Here is a 19,711-nt window from a genome sequence, read left to right on the forward strand (position 1 = left end):
CCGCGCCGATGGCCCCGCTCGCCCCGCCGGTGGCCGCGATCCGGATCGCGGTCCGGCGTGCGTTGGTCGATCTGCCGACGGACGGTCCGGTGCTGGTCGCCTGCTCGGGCGGGGCCGACTCGCTGGCCCTGGCCGCGGCCACCGCGTTCGTGGCACCCCGGGCCGGCCGTACCGCTGGACTGGTCACCGTCGATCACGGCTTGCAGGTCGGGTCGCGGGGCCGGGCCGAGGCGGTGGCGCGCTGGGCGGAGGCTGCCGGTCTGTCGCCGGTGGAGATGGTCCGCGTCGAGGTCGCCGGTCGGCCGGGTGGCCCCGAGGCGGCGGCCCGCGACGCCCGCTACCAGGCGCTGGCGGAGATCGCCGAGAGGCACGGCGCCTCGGCCCTGCTGACCGGTCACACCCGGGACGACCAGGCGGAGACGGTGCTGCTCGCGCTGGCCCGGGGCGCCGGCCCGCGCGGACTCGCCGGCATGCCGGCCCGCCGGGATCTCGCCGGCACTCCCCTCGTACGGCCGCTGTTGGAGATCGGGCGGGCGGAGACCCGCGCGGCCTGCACGGCCCTCGGGCTGGTGCCCTGGGACGATCCGCACAACAGTGACCCGGCGTACGCCCGTTCCCGGGTCCGGTCCGACGTGTTGCCCGTGTTGGTCCGGGCCCTCGGCCCGGGTGTGCTGGACAACCTCGCCCGTACCGCCGCGCTGGTGGCGGCGGACAACGCGGTGCTGGACGAACTCGCCGCCGCGGCGCTGAGTGAGGCCCGGCACCCCGACGGTGGCCTGGCCACCCGGGACCTGGCGGCGCTGGCACCCGCGGTGCGCGCTCGGGTGCTGCGGGCCTGGGCTCACGAGTTGGGCGCGCCGCCGGCCGCACTGTCGCACCGCCACGTCGCCGCACTCGACGCCCTGGTCACCGCATGGCGGGGCCAGCGAGCCAGCTACCTGCCGGGTGGGTTGCGGGTGCTCCGCCGCGGCGATCGGCTGCTGTCTGCGTCACCCTCGGCTGCGTCGGCCGACCGAACGTCGACGCCTCGGGTGGCCGGGTCCGGCGAGGCGGTCGTCGAAGCATGATCCATCCCCGGCAACCGCTCTACGCGCCGCGCGGTGCCGTGGCCACCAGCCAGCCGCTGGCCGTGGCCGCCGGCCTGGCCGTGCTGCGCCGTGGTGGCAACGCCGTGGACGCGGCGCTGGCCACCGCCAGCACGCTCACCGTGGTGCAACCCCCCGCCAACGACATCGGTGGTGACCTCTTCGCCATCGTCTGGGACGGCGAGCGGCTGCACGGACTGAACGCCTCCGGCCGCTCACCCGTCGGGCTGACCCGGGGCCTGGTCCTCGCGGCGACCGGCGGTCGAGGCACCGAGCCGCCCGACGCGTTGGGCGGGGCACAGGCGGTCGGCCCGGCGATGCCGGCCCGGGGCTGGTTGCCGGTGACCGTACCGGGCGTGCCGGCGGGCTGGCGCGACCTGCACGAGCGATTCGGCTCGCTGCCGTTCGCGGAGCTGTTCGCCGACGCCATCGGCTACGCGGAGCGGGGACACCCCGTCTCCACCGCGACCGCGTCGGCCTGGTCCCGTGCGGTCGCCGGGCACGCCGGGCTGTCCGGTCCCGAGTACGCGGAGTTCGGGCGGGTCTTCGCGCCGGACGGGCGGGCTCCCCGCGCGGGTGAGCGGTGGCGCAACCCGGACGCGGCACTGACGCTGCGACTGATCGCCGACAGCCGGGCGGAGGAGTTCTACCGGGGACGGATCGCGGCGGCACTCACCGATCACGCCGCCCGTACCGGCGGGCTGCTCACGGCGGCAGACCTGGCACAGCACGCCAGCGTCTGGGTCGACCCGGTGTCCGTGCCCTACCGGGACCACGAGGTCTGGGAACTGCCGCCGAACGGGCAGGGACTGGCCGCCCTGCTCGCCCTGGGCATCCTTAACGGATTCGACCCGGCGGAGGGGTCGCGGTGGCCGCACCGGCAGATCGAGGCGGTCAAGTTGGGCTTCGCCGACGCGCACGCCCACGTCGCCGACCCCGACCATGCCCCGGTCCCGCCCGGGCTGCTCAGCCCGGACCAGCTGGCCCGGCGCCGCGCGAGGATCACCGAGGCGGCGGCCGAGCGGGTGACCGACGCACCGGAGCGCGGTGGGACGGTCTACCTCTGCACCGCCGACGAGAGCGGCATGATGGTCAGCCTGATCCAGTCCACCTACCTCGCCTTCGGCTCCCACGTGGTGTTGCCCGGATACGGTTTCGCGCTGCAGAATCGCGGTCTCGGCTTCCGGCTCGACGTGGGGCACCCCAACGTGGTTGGCCCGGCGAAGCGGCCGTATCACACGATCATTCCCGGCTTCCTGACCCGGCAGGGCGTGCCGGTGGGGCCGTTCGGGGTGATGGGTGGGCACATGCAGCCCCAGGGCCACGTCCAACTGGTCTCGGCGACCGTGGACGCGGGCCTCGACCCGCAGGCGGCGCTGGACGCGCCACGCTGGTACTGGCACGCGGGTCGCTCGCTGCTGGTCGAGGAGCAGCTGACCACCGGGCCCGGTGGCGCCGCACTCGTGGCCGACCTGCGGGATCGGGGCCACCAGGTGACCGTCGCGTCCGATCCCACCGTCTTCGGCTACGGGCAGGCGATCTGGCGACGCGCCGACGGCGGCTTCGTGGTCGGCTCCGAATCCCGGGTGGACGGCGCGGCCGCCGGATTCTGACCAGCACGATCGTCAGGGGGCCGGTCAACCGGTAGGAGCGCGATCCCGGAACGTGCTGCGGTAGGCCTGCGGCGTGGCACCGACCCGGCGGGTGAAGTGGTGCCGTAGGACGGCGGCGTCGCCGAACCCGGCCCGTTCGGCGACCCCTTCCACCGTGAGTGGGGTGTCCTCCAACAGCCGGCGGGCCAGCAGGACGCGTTGGTTGGTCAGCCAGTCGTGCGGGGTGGTGCCGGTCTCCGCGCGGAAGCGGCGGGCGAACGTCCGTGGGGCCATCCCGGCCCGCGCGGCCAACTCGTCGACCGTGGTCTGCCGGTCCAGATGGCCCATCAGCCACTCCAGCACCGGTTCCAGGGTGGGCGCCTCCGGTGCCTTCGGAATCGGTGCCTCGATGTACTGGGCCTGCCCGCCGTCGCGGTGCGGAGGCACCACCATCCGGCGGGCCAGTCGGGTGGCGGTGGCCGAGCCGTGCGCCTGGCGTACCAGGTGCAGGCAGGCGTCGATGCCGGCGGCGGTGCCCGCGCTGGTGAGCAGCCGGCCGTCCTGCACGTAGAGCGAGTTGCAGCGCACCCGGGCGCTCGGGTGGCGGCGCTGCAACTCGTCGACGTGTCGCCAGTGGGTGGTGCACTCCCGCCCGTCGAGCAGTCCCGCCTCGCCCAGCAGGTACGCGCCGGCACACACGCTGAACAGGTACGCGCCCCGATCGGCGGCCCGACGCAGCGCCTCGTGGACCTCGACCGGCGCGGTGGTGGTCGGATCGTGTGCGGGAACGGCCACCAGGTCCGCCTGCTCCAGCGGAGCCAGATCGGCGTTCGGCACCAGGTGGAAACCGGCGGAGGTGCGTACCGGGGCCTGTCGAGGGCCACATACGTCGAACCGGTAACCCGGCAGCCCGTCGTCGGTGCGGTCGGTACCGAACACCTCGGCGAGCACGCCGAGTTCGAACGGCGCTACGCCGTCCAGGACGAGTACGGCCACTGAACGAAGCATGTGACGAGGGTAACCGCATGGGTGGCAGAAAATCGAGCAGGAGTGGCATTCCTGCCACTGTCGGCAGGGAGGCACGACGCCCAAACTGGCAGATGTCCGGTGCGCACCGGCGGCGACACGACAACCGCAGACGTCAGAAAGCGAGCGCCGCCATGGGTTTCCTGCTCTTTCTACTGTTCTTTCTCTCCCTCGCCCTGCTGTCCGCCCTCGGGCTGACCGCCGACAGTCGTGACTCGGCGGACTGGAAGCCCTCCGACGGGGGGCACAGGTGGCGATCACGCCACTGCTGAGCTGAATGTTCCACTTATCCAGAAAATCCCTGGGCGGGGCCGCCCCGAAACGGGCGGCCCCGCCGACGGCGAACCCGGGGCGTACGGCAGGCTAGAGTCATGGCTGACGGCTCCTGGTACGACGCCGACATCGACCACGTGATCATCTCCGAGGCACAGATCCGCGAGAAGACCGCTGAGCTGGCCAAACAGGTCTCCGCAGACTACGCGCACGTCTCCGACGGGCTGCTGCTCGTCTGCGTACTCAAGGGCGCGGTCATGTTCATGGCCGACTTCGCCCGGGCGCTGGGTCGGCACGGCCCCCCGGCCGAGCTGGACTTCATGGCCATCTCCTCGTACGGGCAGGGCACCACCTCCTCGGGAGTGGTCCGGATTCTCAAGGACCTCGACCGGGACATCGCCGGTCGGCACGTCGTCGTCGTGGAGGACATCGTCGACTCCGGGCTGACCCTGTCCTGGTTGCTGCGCTACCTGGAATCGCGTTCGGCCGCGAGCGTCGAGGTGGTCGCGCTGTTCCGTAAGCCGGACGCGGTGAAGGTGACGGTGCCGGTCAGGTATGTGGGCTTCGACATCCCGACCGAGTTCGTCGTCGGGTACGGCCTCGACTTCGGTGAGCGCTACCGGGAGCTGCCGTACGTGGGGGTGCTCAAGCCGGAGGTCTACGCCCGCTCCTGACCAGGTGGGTACCGGCGCGTCGGCACCTCCCGCCCGGCGTACAGCCGCCTTTCAGCTGATCGGACTACCGTTGACGACGGTGCCCCGGAGATCCGACTTCGGGCCACGCCGGCTGACATCCGGTTCGCCGTACGCGTAAGTGCTGGGCTCGCCAGCTCATATCGGTCTCGCACGGTGTACCGTCGAATGACCGTGGCGCGGCAATCGCGCCCCGGGGTCGAGGCCGGCCCGCACGGCGGCTCCGGCAGCCGCCCAGGCGGCGACACCCACAGTCGGTCAGGACGTCGATCAGGAGGATGCGGGCGTCTCGGCGCTCGACAACAGCATGGAACGTACGCGTTTCTTCCGCCGACCGGTGTTCTGGGTCATCCTGGTCATCCTCGGCGCCGTCGTGCTCAGTCAGTTGTTCACCGGTGGACCCAGCTACCACCGGGTGGACACGTCCGTCGCGCTCGACCAGCTCAACAAGGGCGGCATCGAGAAGGTCGTCTTCCAGGACAAGGAACAGACGATCCAGCTCGAGCTGGCCGAGGAGACCGAGTTCGGCGACACCACCACGAAGCTGATCGAGGCTCAGTTCCCGTACGAGGTTGGCGACGAGGTCTGGAACGAGATTCTCGAGGCCAAGGCGAACAACCGGATCACCGGACCGGCCGATGTCGAGGTGTCGTCCGACAGCATCTGGGTCAGCCTGCTGGTCAACCTGCTTCCCATCGTGCTGCTCGTGCTGCTGCTGCTGTTCTTCATGTCGCAGATGCAGGGCGGCGGCTCCCGGGTGCTCAACTTCGGCAAGTCCAAGGCAAAGATGATCACCAAGGACACGCCGAAGACGACGTTCGCCGACGTGGCGGGCTCCGAGGAGGCCGTCGAGGAGCTGCACGAGATCAAGGACTTCCTGCAGAACCCGGCGAAGTACCAGGCACTCGGTGCGAAGATCCCGAAGGGCGTGCTGCTCTTCGGTCCGCCCGGTACCGGTAAGACGCTGCTCGCCCGAGCGGTGGCCGGCGAGGCCGGGGTGCCGTTCTACTCGATCTCCGGCTCGGACTTCGTGGAGATGTTCGTCGGTGTCGGCGCCAGCCGGGTCCGTGACCTGTTCGAGCAGGCCAAGGCGAACGCGCCCGCGATCGTCTTCGTCGACGAGATCGACGCGGTCGGCCGGCACCGTGGCGCCGGCATGGGCGGTGGCCACGACGAGCGCGAGCAGACGCTGAACCAGCTTCTGGTCGAGATGGACGGCTTCGACGTCAAGGGCGGCGTGATCCTGATCGCCGCCACCAACCGGCCGGACATCCTCGACCCGGCGCTGCTGCGGCCGGGCCGGTTCGACCGGCAGATCCCGGTCGACGCCCCCGACATGGAGGGCCGCAAGGCCATCCTGCGGGTGCACGCCAAGGGCAAGCCGTTCACGCCCGACGTCGACCTCGACTCGGTGGCCAAGCGGACGCCGGGCTTCAGCGGTGCCGACCTCGCCAACGTGATCAACGAGGCCGCCCTGCTGACCGCCCGGAAGGACCAGCGGGCCATCTCCAACGACTCGCTCGAGGAGTCGATCGACCGCGTGATCGCCGGTCCGCAGCGCCGTACCCGGGTGATGAGCGACCAGGAAAAGAAGATCACCGCGTACCACGAGGGTGGGCACGCGCTTGTCGCCTGGGCGCTGCCACACGCTGCACCGGTGCACAAGGTGACCATCCTGTCCCGAGGTCGTTCCCTGGGCCACACCCTGGTGCTGCCCACGGAGGACAAGTACACCCAGACCCGCGCCGAGATGGTCGACACCCTGGCGTACGCGCTGGGCGGCCGGGCCGCCGAGGAACTGGTCTTCCACGAGCCCACCACCGGTGCCGGCAACGACATCGAGAAGGCCACCCAGCTGGCCCGCGCGATGATCACCCAGTACGGGATGAGCTCCAAGCTCGGTGCGATCAAGTACGGCACCAGCGGCGACGAGCCGTTCCTCGGCCGCAACATGGGCCACGAGCGGGACTACTCCGACGCCGTCGCCGCCGAGATCGACGGCGAGATGCGGGCCCTGATCGAACTGGCCCACGACGAGGCCTGGGAGATCCTGGTCGAGTACCGGGACGTCCTGGACAACATCGTGCTCGAGCTGATGGAGAAGGAAACCCTCTCCACCGCCGACATGGCCCGGATCTGCGCCCGGGTGGTCAAGCGACCGCCGATGGCACCGTACAACGGCTTCGGCAAGCGGCAGCCCTCCACCGAACCGCCCGTACTCACCCCGGCCGAGAAGGACGCGCTGAAGGTGCAGGCCGAGGCCGACGGCGCGGAGGCGACGGTCGGTGGCGTCAGCTCGAACAACTCCTCGGACGGTTCGCACTGAGCACCGACGAGCCGGCGGCCAGTTCCCCACAGCGGGGACTGGCCGCCTCCGCCACCGAACCCGACACCGACCGCCTCGACTACATCGCCGCCCGGTTGATCAACGGCCGCCTGACCGGGCGTCCCGTCGAGGACACCATGGACCTCGGCCGGATCGAGAAGGCGGTCCGCGAGATCCTCATCGCGGTCGGGGAGGACCCGGACCGCGACGGCCTCCAGCAGACCCCGGCCCGGGTCGCCCGGGCGTACGCGGAACTCTTCGCCGGTCTGCGCGTCGACCCGGCCACGGTGCTCACCACCACCTTCGAGGCCAACCACGAGGAACTGGTGCTGGTCCGGGACATCGACGTGATGAGCCTCTGCGAGCATCACCTGCTGCCCTTCCGGGGCAGCGCCCACATCGGCTACATCCCCGGTCCCGACGGCCGGATCACCGGACTGTCCAAGCTGGCCCGGCTGGTCGAGGTCTTCGCCCGGCGTCCCCAGGTGCAGGAGCGGCTCACCTCGCAGATCGCGAACCTGCTGATGACGCGGCTGGAGCCGCGAGGCGTGATCGTCGTGCTCGAGTGCGAACACATGTGCATGGCGATGCGGGGCATCCAGAAGTCCGGTGCCAAGACGATCACGTCTGCGGTGCGTGGCACGCTGCAACACGACGCCAAGTCCCGGGCCGAGGCGATGGCTCTGATCATCCCGCGCTGACCGGCGGGCGGTCAGGACGACAGCATCCCCAGCACGATCCCCGCGTTGACCACCACGGCCGGGACCAGGCAGGCCAGCGCGCCGAACCGTGGCGTGCGGTCCACCCGCTCTCCCGGACCCGGCGGAAAGCAGCGGCCCACCGCGAGCCAGCCCAGGCCGAACGCGACCGCCGGTGCCGGCAGCGCCACCAGCACCGTGAACGCGGTCAGCGCGCCGGTACCCGCCAGCAGGTACACCACCACCAGCAGCACCGGAACGAACAGCCCCAGCGGCCCGTACACCAGCAGATTGCGCGCACGGGCCGGCCAGTGCGCCACCCGGGACAGGCCACGGGCGGCCAGCGTGTCGTCCGCGCCGACAGCCCACCGACGGGCGTCCCGCAGGGCGGTCAACACGGCCGCCGGACCACCGCTCATCGACCGGGTCGCCTCGGCCAGTTCGGGAGGGGTCGGCGCCAGCGAGATCGGTGGTACCTCCAGCTCACGCAGCCGACTCTCCTGCGACACCAGCCGGGTGCGTACCCCGGTCAGTTCCTCCCGGGCGGCCTGGACCGCGCGGGCCTGCTCGCCCGCGGCGGTCGCCGCGCCCCGACGTACCCCGTCGAGCTGCCGGGCCGCGGCCAGGTAGTCGGCCCACGCGGCTCGCACCGGGTCCCCCGGCGTACCGGCAGCCCGCTGCCGGACCGGCCCGGCGGCGGTGGCCGGCGAGTGGTCGAGAGTCATCCGGGTTCCCCCTGCTCGCTGCCGGGCACCTCGTACGGAACCAGCACCACACCGCGCTCCGCCGGCCCGTCCCAGAGCACCACCCGGTCGGGCCGAGGCCGCCACTCCACCGGACGACCGAAGACCGGAGTGAGTTGCGCCCCCGGCACACCCGCCACCGCCACAGCGGTCAGCTTGTCCACCGTCTCGTCCGGCTGCACGAGCGTCGCGAACGACGGCACCGTACGCCACCAGCCGAGCAGGTGCTGCCCGGCCGGAGGCCCGTCGCGCAGCAGAGCCCGCAGTCGAGCCGGCGGCAACTGCTCGGCCGGCGCCATGTCCAGCCCGAAGACGACCAGGTACGCCGGCTCGCCGGCGTCCGCCACGGCGACCAGCCCGGCGAGGTCCACCCGGTCAACCTGGTGACGCTCCGCCAACTCCGCGACCAGAGTGTCCGCCAACTGCGCTGCCTCGGCATCCGCCACGGCGACCACGAACCGCGCCGTACCGGCCGGATGGTGGGCCGCGGTGGTGTGGGCGGCCGTCGCCAGCAGGCGGCATGCGGCAGGTCGTGGACCGAGAACCGCGAGGTTGCGCCCCGCCGCCGGTCCGAACGACACCGTCGCGGTGCTGCGCGAGACATCCACCACCCGCCCGAGCAACGCGGCCGGTACCGTCGACTGCCCCGCAACGGCTGCCCGATAGCGGGGATCGTTGCCCAGCAGCGGACGTGCGTACCCGGCGAAGACGACGGGCGGCGTCGCGTTCGGCGGGCGGGCCGACCAGAGGCGATGGCGCAGCCCGGTGACCGCCTCCGGCTCGTCTGCCGGGTCGGGGAACCGGACCATCCGCTCATGACCTCGGATCGCCCCCCGAGGGCCGCCGAGCCCGCCCGCGGTGTTGACCACCGCGCTGCCCACCGGCAGACCGGCCGCGGCGTCGTTGGTGGGTGCCAGCACCGCACCGCCGCCAGGCAGCGCCACCCGCACCGGGAACTGGCCCGGCAGGGAGTCCCGCTGCCCGCCGTCGGAACGGGTGCCCAGGCCCAGGTCACCCTCGCCGGCCAGCACCAGGTGAACACCGTACGCCCGCCCGGTCCTCGCCAGTGCGTCCAGCCGGGCGGCCACCTCGGCGGAGAGCCGGTCCCGTTCGGTGAGCAGCACCTGCAGGTTCTCCACCACACAGACGACCCGAGGAAGTGGGCGATGTTTCCGCAACTCGGCGAAGCGCTGCCCACCCGCGCGGGCGGACGCCTCGGCGCGCCGCTGCACCTCCGCCGTCAACTGATCCAGCAGATCCAGCACGTACTCCCGGTCGGCGGCCATCGCGGCCGCCCGGACCTGCGGGATCCAGGACCTGTCCCGCTCGGTCTGCAGGAATTCCGCGAAGGACTCACCGGCACCGAGGTCCACCAGGTACAGCGACAGCTCGTCCGGGCCGTACCGCGCGACGAGTCCGAGCAGCGCCGTGGTCAGGAAGGTGGACCGGCAGGCCCGTGACCGGCCGCTCACCAACCAGTGCGGGGTCAGCTCGGTGAAGCCGAGCGAGACCGGGCGCCCGCCCGCGTCGCCGACGGTGCTGGTCAGCCCGTCCGTCCCGGCCGCCTGCCACAGCTCGTCCGCTGGCGGCAGCAGGTGCGACAGGGCGAGCCGGCTGCCGGCCTCGACCTGGGCGGCGATCCGCCGGCACACGGTCTCGACCAACTCGGTCGGCGGATCCGGGTCGACGAACACCGGTGAGTTCAGACCTCCGTCGGTGCCGGCGAACGCCGCACCCGGCGGATTGCCGAGCAGCGCATAGGCCGTCCGCATCGCCAGCGACGTAGCCCTGGGCAGCGCGGCTCGGCCGGCTACCGGCCACCCCGCCACCACCAGGTGCAATCCGGCCGCGGGTCCCTGCTCGGCGAGGGCCTCGATCCGCGCCAGGTCACCAGGTAGCTGCGGTTCGGGCAGCGCGGCCAGCACCAACAGCAGAGAACGGTCGTGCCGGCGAGGACCGGAGGCGTCCGGCGCCACCCACCGCTCCGCCTCCGCCAGCACGGTCCGCAGACCGTCGGTGTCCGTGGCCGGCGGGGCCAGCACCCCGGCGTCGCCGAGCGCCGCGAACGGTGCCAACGCGACGCCCGTCGCGTCCACCACCCGCACCAGCAGTGCCCCCGCCGGTGTCGCCGCCAGCAGGCGCAGCAGTACGGCCCGCAGCAACCCGGCGACCCGAGGGTCGCGCGCGTCGGCGTCCATCGCGAGGTGTCCACTGCCGAACATCGGCACCAGCGCCGGGAAACGTGCGTCGTCCAGCGGCGCGGCCGTGCCCACCCGGACGAACGGCGGTGAGCCCTCCCCGGCGGGGTGGGCCGGAGCGACCGCGTCCAACGCGGACCCGGCCCAACCCGGGGCGAGGATGCCGGCCGCGTCGCGCAGCCGCTCGGCCAGCGCGTACTGGCGGCGCTGGTCAGCCGGGACGGGACGGGTCTCGTCGAGGATCGTCGTCGCCGCCGCGACCGTCGCAGCGGCCCGGCGGTGCAGCGCGGCGGCGCGGAGCGTCCGTGCCTTCGGACCGCCCACCGTGTCCACCCCCTCCGCCCGAGGTCGGCACCCACTCGCCGGGCAGAAGTGACGGTATCCCAGCGAGGGCGTCACCTCCGGGATCCGGCGCGGCGCTGCGCCGTTGTTGTCAGGGATCTCACCGATCGGCAGCGTTCGGTCACGATCCGCCAAATCTCGGGCATTGGGTCCCGAGCCTTCAGCGGATAGCCTCAGGGGGTGGAATCAGTGCCGCCCTCCGCCGGTTCCCAGGTCTCCCGCGTACCGGCGCAGAGGACCCCGCCGGAGGAGTTGGCACCGCCTGCGGTCGCGCCGGCGCCGCGCCAGCCCCGGCGACGCCTGCGTACGGTGCTGATTGTGGTGGCGGGGGTGGTCGCGGCGCTCTGTCTGACCGGCGGGGTGGTCGGCTATTTCGTCTACGACCGAGCCACCACCCCCGACCGCAGCGCCCCAGATGTGGTGGTGGACAACTACCTGCGTGCGTTCCTAGTCGACCGCAATGACGTACGCGCCTCGATCTTCATCTGCGAGGGCAGCACGGATCTGGGTCAGCTACAAAGACTTAGGGACGACTTGGCAGACCGAGAGGTGCGATTCGGAACGACAATGTCCACCGTTTGGGGGGAACTTCAAGTGGATCGAGATGGCGACAACGCCGAGGTGCGCGTGAATCTGACCTTTGCGGCGCAGGTTGACGGGATCCGACAAAGTGACCGGCAGGCATGGACGTTCACCACGCGGCTGAACGAGGACTGGCGGGTCTGCTCAGCGACGGCCGGCTGACCTCACTCCACCCACAGCATGTGGACCGGTACCTCCAGGGTGGTCGGTGACTGGCCGCGCCAGGCCCAGCGGTACCACTCCATCTCGGGAGTCACCCGCACACAGATGTCGCCCTCGGCGCCCGAGTAGGTCTCGGTCACCGCACGCAGGTCACGGTGCTCGACGGCGCCGACCATGTGCACGACCCGTCGCCCGGTGACCGAGTCCGCCTCGAAGACCGGCGTCGGTGCTGGGTGGGCCGGGGCGTCCAACGAGACGAGCCGCAGGCGTCCGTCCGTCGTCGGCGTGGTCGCTGCGCCGACCGTCTCGACCCAGACCCGTTCGACCGGCACCAGCGGCGCGAACACCTCGACCTGGTCGGACTCGGCGCGGTACCACTCGTGTTCCGGGATGACCGGGACGTAGGTGCGGCTGTTCTGCACGACCCGTTCGTCGGCCCGCAGGTCGGCACGCCAGCCCAGACCGGGCAGACCGACAAGTACCCGTCGTCCGCGTAGTTCGACGCTTCCCGCGGCGGGGACGATCTCGATCGGACGGGGCGGTTGGGGAGCCCAGTCGGGCTGGTCGGCGAACGGGTCCGGAAGCGGTTCGGTCATGACGGCCCGTGGTTCACCCGACGCCCTTCAACGGCGCACCCTTCGACCGCATGAACGGGACCGGGTCGATGGCACCCCGGCTGCTGCGATCGCCGTCGACGTGCACCTCGAAGTGCAGGTGTGGTCCGGAGGAGTTGCCGCTGCTGCCGACATCGCCGATCACGTCACCGGCCTGCACCGTGTCGCCGACGGCGACCAGGGGACGACTCACCAGATGACAGTAGCGGGTGATGATGCCTTGGGCGTGCAGCACGTCGACGAACCAACCGCAGCCTCCCTTGCCAGGCCAGCCGTCCTCGTCGCAGCTGAGCCGTCCTCTCCGGTCGGGGTCGCAGCGGGAGACCAGTACCCGGCCGGTCGCCGCGACCCTGATATCGGTGCCCCTTATCGCGGAGATGTCCACACCGTTGTGTCCGGGCCGGCTGGCGGTCCGGAATCCGGAGCCGACCCCGCCCGGAATCGGTGCGGTCCAACCGGAGGCGGCGATCTCACCGCCCGCCGCGGCGTCACACACCTGCTGTCCGGCGATCAGCGCGGTTCGTGCCGCGCCACCGGCCAGCGCGTCCACGATCCGTGCGGCCAGTTCCTCGTGTTTGGCGTACGCGTCCGGGAAGGCGCTGATCTGCACCCGCTGTGCGGCCACGGTCAGTGGCAGTTTCTCCCAGTCGGGTAGGTCGACCAGCTTCTCGTAGAACTTGCGGGACGCGTACGCGGGATCCATCCGCTGGGCGACCGTGCCCCACGAGGCCCGTTGCTGGAAGAGACCGACGGAGTCGTGGTCGGCGCCGACTCCCTCGTTCGGGATGTCCCGCGACTCGCCGACCGTGCTGTTGGCCAGGTTGAGCAGCCGCGACTCCTGCATGGCGGTCGCCACCGCGATCACCCAGCCCCGTGGCGCCACCTTCATCTCCTGGCCGACCTTGATGATCACTGCCGCGTTCCGCAGCTGACGTTCCCCGTACTCGGCGAAGCGCGGCATCTTGCCGGTGACATTCACCTCGAAGTCGCCGGTGCACTCCATGCTGGCCGGGCTCAGCTGCTCGGCGGCGTCGCCACCCAGCTCGGTTAGGAAGAAGGCACCAGCGCCACCCGTACAGCAGAGCAGTGTCAGCGTCGCGGTGAGCGCGGCGGCGAGGGCGCCGATCCGGACCGGCCGACGGGGATGGCTCTGCTCACTCATCCCTGCTCCAGTCCACCGCATCCACCAGCCATCGCCCGTCGGGTGCCAGCAGTTCGAGCCGGAGTTGCCCGTCGTCGAGCGGGATCGTCGCCTCCACGAAGGTCTCACCGCGTGGGCGGAGTGTCACGTCGCCGGTGACCGCGCTGGCGGGCACTTCGGTCGGATCGGCGCCGGAAAGCTTCTCGACGAGACCGGTGGTCGAGAACGGGCGTAGCGCGTGGTGCCACTCCTCGGCGGTCTGGCCCGGACGGCCGAGCCAGGCGGCGGCGAAGCGGGCGGCCACCACTTCCGGGGCCGGCTGGCCGGGCCGGGTGACCGGGGACGGAGTGGTCGTCGTGGAGATCGCACCGTCGTCCCCGGTGGTCGGGTGCACAGTGGTGATCGGTTCGGGCGGGCGATTGCTCAGCCCGGCCGCCGGATCGGTCGGGCCGGCCACCAACCTGGCCGCCCCCACCACCCCGAGCACCAGTACGGCGATGCCGAGTGCGGCACCCAGTCGGGACCGTAGCAACCGTCGGAAGAGGAACTCGACCGCCCGCCGCACGATGGTCACCGGGCCTCGGAGCGGACCCGTGGTGCCGGCTTCTCGGGCGTCCGTTCGGCCGAACCGGGACGGTAGATGGCGTAGGAGGGGTTCTCGTCCGGCACGTCCGGCTCGGTCCAGGAGGCCGGCTGCCGACGACGCGGCCTGGGGGCCACCGGAGCGGCCTTGGTGCGCTGTTCCTGGGCGGAGCTGTCGGCACCGTCCGTTCTCGGATCGTCCGGCCGCTTCGCGGCCGCCGGTGCCCCCGCCGGCACCGGATCCGGCCGAGCCTCCGGACGCATCCTCGGCTGCTCGGGTGCGATCGCCCGACGCCGTCCCACGCTTGGCTCGGCGGTGCCGCCGGGCTCGGCGACGTCGAGCCGGGCCGCGGTACGCATGTCCCGGAAGAACCGGCGGTGCCAGGAGCCCGCCGAGCTGACCGCCTCGCTGTTGTCCTTCCCGCCGAGCTGGGTGATCCGGCGGTAGGGGCGCAGCAGCAGCCAGCCGACCACCCCGCAGAGCCAGACCAGCACCACCTGAAGCCAGCCGGGAAGGGTGGCCGTGCTCATGATGAGGTCGACCGCGAAGAGGTAGATGGCGGCACCGGTGCCGAAGATCGCGATGTTGAACAGCGCCGCCACCACCGCGTTACCCAGCCGTCGCAGACCGGCGCTGGCCGGTCGGAGCAGACCGATGGTGCCGAGGATCGGCGCCGCGATGACCGCCCATCGGAAGATCAGGAAGCCGAGCAGCACCAGCAGTGACGCGGTCAGGTCGAACATCGCGAAGAGCAGGGCGGCGAGCACCGCGATGAACCCGGCGCCCACCCGATCCATGTCCCGGACGCCCTTCAGGTACTCGTAGGCCTCCGGATCCTCCCGTTCGATCTGCGCGGCGACCGTCATCCACTGCTGCTTCTTAGCGTTGATGGTGGCCTCACGCGTCTGCGGATTGGCCCGGATCTTCTCCGTCTCCTCCCAGGACAGCGACTTGGCGTCGTAGAGCGCCGCTCCGTACTTCCTGGCGGTCTCGCTGTCGGCCGAGCCGAGCACCCCGCGCAGCCAGTTCCGGTAAAGCATCGCCTCCGCGGCGGTGTCGCTGGCCCGGACCGCTGGTGGCCGCTTGTCCGTGCAGGCGTCCGGATTGGGCATCGCACACCGGTCCGGCGGCACGTCCTTGGCGGCGGGGCCCACCGCGTCGTGCACGACGCCGAGCGTGGAGACGAGGGCACCGTCGGCGAGGTTCGCCGACTTGACCGGCCAGGCGGCCAGTGCGGTGACCGCCACCATCACCACCAACGCCCAGCCCGCCGTGGTCATCGCGCTGCTCATGTCGGACTGGCGCGAGCGCCAGAGCAGGTAGAGCCCGACCACGCAGAGCGTGACGATGCCGAAGACACTGAACACCTTCTGGTAGATGGCCTTGGTGGCCTGGTCCACCAGGGGATCCGCCCAGCCCCACATGGTGCCCGGCTCCCACGCGCGTTCGCGCAGCGCGTTCGAGGCGCCGATGATCGCCGTGGCCATCATGAACTCGCCGTTGGCGATGGTGTTGGTGAACTTGTAGTCCGGGTGCAGCAGCGTGGTCGCACAGCCGGAATCGATGTCGTAGGTGCTGTAGCTGTAGCCGGCGTATCCGTAGTCGCTGTAGTAACCCTTCGGGCCGGGCAGCTTGGAGGCCTCGGGACGGGAAGCGAACCACCCGGCGATGCCAGAATCCGGCGCAGTCGGCGTCGGGGGATTACGGCACGTCGCCTCCGACTCCGCCACCTGCTGCAGCTTGGTGACGCAGGCGCGGAAATCGACCTGCCACTCCTCGGTGGTGCAGAGTTCGGCCGCCGCGGCCTGGTACCCGGCCGGAGCCGCGTACGCCGGTGTGGCGGTGAGCCCGGGCCAGCTGATCGTGGCTGCGGCGAGGACGCCGAGTGCCAGGAGGAGCGCCGTGATCCGTGCCCGGGCCCTCGCCATTGTCACGCCTCCATGTCAGGCAGCACGGTCGGCAGCACCCCTGCGGCGGCGGCGATGGCGGCGGGGGTGGTGTCGAGGTGGTCCAGCAGTCCATCCACGTAGGAGACGTCGACCCGGACCTTCTGGACCCGGCCGTCGACGTCGCGCATCACGAACTCCCGGAAGCCGAGCCGGTTGGCCGAGGTCGCATCGGCGGTGGAGAGCGAGGCGAGGGTGGCCTCGTAGCCGTCGTCCACCGGTACGCGTAGCAGTCGCAGCGCCTCGGAGGCGATCTCGGCGTCTTCGGCGATCCGGCCGACGAACACGGTGGAGACGAGGTTCTGTACGTCGAGACCGAGGATGTCCCGGGGGTTCTGCGAGGCGACGAGCGCGGCCAGGTTCCACTTGCGGGAGTCACGGGCGAGCCGGACGAGGAAGGATCGGCCGGAGCGCCACCCCTCCATGAAGTGCGCCTCGTCCAGGCCGACCAGCTTCCGGGAGGCCATCGAGCCGCCGTAGCAGCGGCGGACCGCCAGCCGATGCGCGGTGTGCAGCATCGGCAGGGCGAGTGCCTCCTCGGCCGACCAGTACTCGCGTTCGATCTTGAGGTCGGGCAGCCGCAGGCCGGCCATGGTGATCACGGTGAGTGCGGCGTCCGGGCCGAGCAGGCCCTCCGGCGGGCGACCGAAGAAGAGCATCGCCAGTGGCATCTCGGCGGTGTCCAGCAGCAGGTTGGCCAGTTCCCGGCCGGCGTCGTCGTCGAGCTGGCCGAGGCAGGTGACCACGTCGTCCAGAGTGGAGGTTTCCTCGGCGGGCACCTGGCGCACGGCGTGCCGGAACAGGGTGGCGGTGGAGGCCTCCCGAGCCACCTGCGGTGGCACCAGCATCATGCAGATGTCCTGTACCAGCATCCGCCGCTCGGCCCGCGCATTGGAGACGGCGATCTCGAACTCCCGGTCGCCGGCGGCTCCGGCGGCGAACTCGCTGCGCAGCGGGGTCGGGATCAGTGAGTACGGTGCCAGCGTGCCGTGCTCGGAGCCGGTCAGGTTCAGCACCCGCGAGTAGGGACGAAGCTCCGGCATCGCGCAGAGCCGGGCCAGCGGGCCGGAGGGGTCGAGCAGGGTCACCTGTACGCCGCGGCGGGCGGCCAGGTAGCCCAACGCGCCGAGCAGCGTGGACTTGCCGCCGCCCGGTTCGGCCACGAAGACCGCCAGGCCGGAGCGCTCCCGCACCTCCATGGGAAAGTGCAGGTCGAGGAAGACCGGGCGGCGGCAGGTCCCGGCGGTACGGCCGATCAGGTCGCCACGTCGGTCACCCACCGTGGAGGCGGCCTGCGGCAGCGCCGCCGCGAGCAGGTTGACGGGCATCCTGCGTACGTAACCGGTGTTGGCGATCGGCTCACCCGGAATGAACTCGCGGGCCAGCCAGTCCTGGTTCTTCGGATGCTGCAGGGAGATACGCAGCTCGCGCGAGTAGAGCTGGATGAGCCGGCGGGCCCGTTCCAGGCACTCCTCCCGGGTCCGACCGCCGACCGCGATGCGGTGCCAGCCATGGGCGCGGGCCGAGTCGACCGGCAGCCCCGTGGTCATCTCGTCGCCGATGACCAGGGCGCGCTTGGCGAGTCGCTCCAGTTCGGGCGGCGCGTCGATGCCGTGTTCGGCGTAGTCCAACTGCTGTGACCGGATCATCCGGAGCCGGTGTTCGAGGTTGCGGAAGGAGTCGCCGGAACCGAGGATGTCGACCCGGGTGGAGAGCTCCATCGGCCAGGGCAGCCGCTCGTGGAAGTGCAACCAGGGTTCGTGTCGCTCGGGGATCTCCAGCGGCTCCATCCGACCGACGGCGAGCACCGCCACGTGTCGTTCCTCGCCGGTCATCCGGTGGACCAGCTTGACGGTGGAGCCGTACGGCGTGCGGTAGCGCTCGACCTGTTCGGTGAGGGCGAGCAGGTCGCCGCGTTCCCAACGACCGTCGGTGATGGGTGAGAGCGTGCCGGGGGGCGCCATGCAGAGTGCCACCGACCGGTAGAGCAGCCACTCCAGCTCGTGCGCGGTGACGCGCCGTCCCCGCATGCCGAAGGCGCCGAGCACCTCGTCGAACTGCTCGACGGTGCGGCCGAGCTTGCGCCGCTCGCCCTCGGCGACGCCGCGGCCGAAGGTGCGCAGCAGCCGTTCGGTGAGCGAGTCACCGAGGGAACGGCGGGCGAAGGTGACGCCGAGGTAGGTCTGACCCTCGGCGTGATTCACCGACAGCAGGTGGCGTTGCGCGGCGACCAGGTGCTCGCCCCATCCGGGTGTGCCGGGGACGTCGGGCAGCGGTGCGGCGGTGTTGGCGTCGATGGTGCGGGCCCATTCGTCGGCCGGGAAGGGCCGGGTGGTGCGGCGCAGGTGCAGCCGGAAGCCGGCCAGGCCGGCGTACTGCTCGGAGATCGCCGAGAGCAGCGCCTCGCGTTCCGCGTCCGGCCGGAAGGCCCAGCGCACCTCGGGCAGCCAGTACCAGGCGGTGACCGTGTTGGGGCTGAAGGTCAGGTGCCCGGCGATCTCGGTGATGGCCAACTCGACGGCCGGATCACGATCGCCGAACTTGATCCTCGGTGGTCGGACACGGACCGGCTTGACCGGCCGGTCGCGGTGGTCGACGGACCGTTGCCGGGGGGCCGGACGGTTGGCCGGCGACGCTGACCGACGTGGCGTCTTCCCGGGATCGTCGGTCGGCGCCGGGTCGTTGTCGCGGGCGCGGCGGTCCTCCCGGAGCGGGCGGTCGTCGCCGGTGGGCCGGTCGTCGGCGGGCGGCCGGGCGGTCGGCAACCGGTCCGCCGGGTTGGGTGCCATCCGGGGCGGAGCCGGCGGCGTGTTCGTGGCCGGCGCCGGGCCCTCGACCAAGCGGCCGGGTGGCGTGGCCGGTGCCGGGTCGGGCGGTCGCGGTGGCGCGGGCGGCGCCGGTGGCGGAGCCGCTCGACGGGCTGCCGGTGCGGGCCCGACGGCGGGCGGCGGTGCGGGATGCGGCTGCTGCGGCAAGGCTCGTGCGGGGTGCCCGTTGCCCCGCTGGGCGGCACCGGGCCGGGGGTACGCGCCACCGAAGAGGTCGAGGAACGGTGAGTCGATGTCCGCGCCGTCCCGGCTGGCCGGGGCCGAATCGGCCGGAGCCGCTCGGCGTTGCGGCGGGCGGGGTGCCTGGAACACACCGACGCTGCCGTGCGCCGGGGTGGTGGCGAGTGCCGGGTCCAGCGTGGTCTCGTCCAGCCCATCGGCTTCCGGGTAGTCGAATGAACGCGCACGGTTACCGTGTGGTGCGGCCGGACGTCCGGCCGGGGATCCCGGCGTGGCGGAGCGGCTCATGCGATCGCCCTGCCCGTGTCCTCGTTCGGCCCGTACGGCGTGCAGCCGGTCATGCCAGTTCCTCCCGGATCCTGATCCTGCTGCCGACCAGGCGCGGATCGCGCTGCTCGGCGGCCGGCTCCCGGGTTCGTCGCCAGTCGGTCAGCGCGGTACGGATCACCATGCGCGCCGGACGGTCCGGGTCGACGTACCGGAAGACGAACGAGGTGGTCACGATCGCGAGGGCGATCTCCCAGGCGGGGAAGAGTTCGACCCGCAGCGTGAACAGCCAGTGGATGAACATGTAGAGGGGGACGAGCAGCATGAACAGCCCGTACTGGGCGTACGGCAGGTGGACCGGAAGGGTGTAGCCGGGCGGCCCGAGATAGACCAGGCGAGCCCGGTAGATGTCGTCGTCGGTGCGCAGCCGCAT

14 protein-coding genes and 1 pseudogene are annotated in these 19,711 nt (G+C 71.7%); 6 read left to right on the forward strand and 9 right to left on the reverse strand.

What is annotated here, in order from left to right:
• Window positions 1-8: 8 nt before the first annotated feature.
• Together tilS and O3597_RS27315 are read left to right on the forward strand one after the other, a co-directional pair.
• Window positions 9-983: pseudogene (gene tilS / locus O3597_RS27310) on the forward strand (tRNA lysidine(34) synthetase TilS); the annotation flags it as partial.
• Between the two features lie 80 nt (window positions 984-1,063).
• Window positions 1,064-2,698: a gamma-glutamyltransferase family protein gene (locus tag O3597_RS27315; protein ID WP_281602826.1), complete on the forward strand. Its 1,635-nt coding sequence runs from the start codon at window positions 1,064-1,066 to the stop codon at window positions 2,696-2,698.
• Between the two features lie 24 nt (window positions 2,699-2,722).
• Here O3597_RS27315 and O3597_RS27320 read toward each other — a convergent pair whose 3' ends face one another.
• Complete coding sequence (locus O3597_RS27320; RefSeq protein WP_164448637.1) at window positions 2,723-3,685, reverse strand: helix-turn-helix domain-containing protein; 963 nt, start codon at window positions 3,683-3,685, stop codon at window positions 2,723-2,725.
• Window positions 3,686-4,074: 389 nt separating this feature from the next.
• On the opposite strand from O3597_RS27320, the gene hpt reads away from it, so the two are divergent.
• The 3 genes from hpt to folE all read left to right on the forward strand — a co-directional run bounded on the left by hpt (window position 4,075) and on the right by folE (window position 7,695).
• Window positions 4,075-4,650, forward strand: coding sequence for a hypoxanthine phosphoribosyltransferase (gene hpt / locus O3597_RS27325; RefSeq protein ID WP_164448636.1), 576 nt, complete (start codon window positions 4,075-4,077; stop codon window positions 4,648-4,650).
• 325 nt (window positions 4,651-4,975) lie between these two features.
• Window positions 4,976-6,994 carry an ATP-dependent zinc metalloprotease FtsH gene (ftsH, locus tag O3597_RS27330; RefSeq protein WP_281602827.1) on the forward strand — a complete coding sequence of 673 codons (2,019 nt, stop codon included), beginning with the start codon at window positions 4,976-4,978 and terminating at the stop codon, window positions 6,992-6,994.
• Window positions 6,995-7,032: 38 nt separating this feature from the next.
• Window positions 7,033-7,695 (forward strand): GTP cyclohydrolase I FolE, encoded by a 663-nt coding sequence (folE, locus tag O3597_RS27335; RefSeq protein ID WP_281604649.1) that lies wholly within the window; start codon window positions 7,033-7,035, stop codon window positions 7,693-7,695.
• 11 nt (window positions 7,696-7,706) lie between these two features.
• Here the strand turns inward: folE and O3597_RS27340 are convergent, their stop codons facing one another.
• Together O3597_RS27340 and O3597_RS27345 are read right to left on the reverse strand one after the other, a co-directional pair.
• Window positions 7,707-8,417, reverse strand: coding sequence for a hypothetical protein (locus tag O3597_RS27340; protein ID WP_281602828.1), 711 nt, complete (start codon window positions 8,415-8,417; stop codon window positions 7,707-7,709).
• A complete protein-coding gene (locus tag O3597_RS27345) occupies window positions 8,414-10,966 on the reverse strand; it encodes an FtsK/SpoIIIE domain-containing protein (RefSeq protein ID WP_281602829.1) in 2,553 nt (850 codons plus the stop codon). Before O3597_RS27345 ends, O3597_RS27340 begins: the two co-directional genes overlap by 4 nt.
• Before the next feature lie 198 nt (window positions 10,967-11,164).
• On the opposite strand from O3597_RS27345, the gene O3597_RS27350 reads away from it, so the two are divergent.
• Window positions 11,165-11,719, forward strand: coding sequence for a hypothetical protein (locus tag O3597_RS27350; protein ID WP_281604650.1), 555 nt, complete (start codon window positions 11,165-11,167; stop codon window positions 11,717-11,719).
• A 2-nt stretch (window positions 11,720-11,721) separates the two neighbouring features.
• Here the strand turns inward: O3597_RS27350 and O3597_RS27355 are convergent, their stop codons facing one another.
• The 6 genes from O3597_RS27355 to O3597_RS27380 are packed head-to-tail and all read right to left on the reverse strand — an operon-like array spanning window position 11,722 to window position 19,711.
• Window positions 11,722-12,315: a hypothetical protein gene (locus tag O3597_RS27355; RefSeq protein WP_164448633.1), complete on the reverse strand. Its 594-nt coding sequence runs from the start codon at window positions 12,313-12,315 to the stop codon at window positions 11,722-11,724.
• Between the two features lie 13 nt (window positions 12,316-12,328).
• Window positions 12,329-13,495 (reverse strand): M23 family metallopeptidase, encoded by a 1,167-nt coding sequence (locus tag O3597_RS27360; RefSeq protein ID WP_164448632.1) that lies wholly within the window; start codon window positions 13,493-13,495, stop codon window positions 12,329-12,331.
• A complete protein-coding gene (locus tag O3597_RS27365; RefSeq protein WP_164448631.1) occupies window positions 13,488-14,048 on the reverse strand; it encodes a hypothetical protein in 561 nt (186 codons plus the stop codon). Before O3597_RS27365 ends, O3597_RS27360 begins: the two co-directional genes overlap by 8 nt.
• A complete protein-coding gene (locus tag O3597_RS27370; RefSeq protein WP_281602830.1) occupies window positions 14,045-15,985 on the reverse strand; it encodes an MFS transporter in 1,941 nt (646 codons plus the stop codon). Before O3597_RS27370 ends, O3597_RS27365 begins: the two co-directional genes overlap by 4 nt.
• 2 nt (window positions 15,986-15,987) lie before the next feature.
• Window positions 15,988-19,299 (reverse strand): ATP-binding protein, encoded by a 3,312-nt coding sequence (locus tag O3597_RS27375; RefSeq protein WP_281602831.1) that lies wholly within the window; start codon window positions 19,297-19,299, stop codon window positions 15,988-15,990.
• 49 nt (window positions 19,300-19,348) lie between these two features.
• Complete coding sequence (locus O3597_RS27380) at window positions 19,349-19,711, reverse strand: hypothetical protein (RefSeq protein ID WP_164448629.1); 363 nt, start codon at window positions 19,709-19,711, stop codon at window positions 19,349-19,351.

The sequence above is a fragment of the Verrucosispora sp. WMMA2044 genome, from assembly GCF_027497155.1.
In the GTDB taxonomy this organism is placed as follows: domain Bacteria; phylum Actinomycetota; class Actinomycetes; order Mycobacteriales; family Micromonosporaceae; genus Micromonospora; species Micromonospora palythoicola.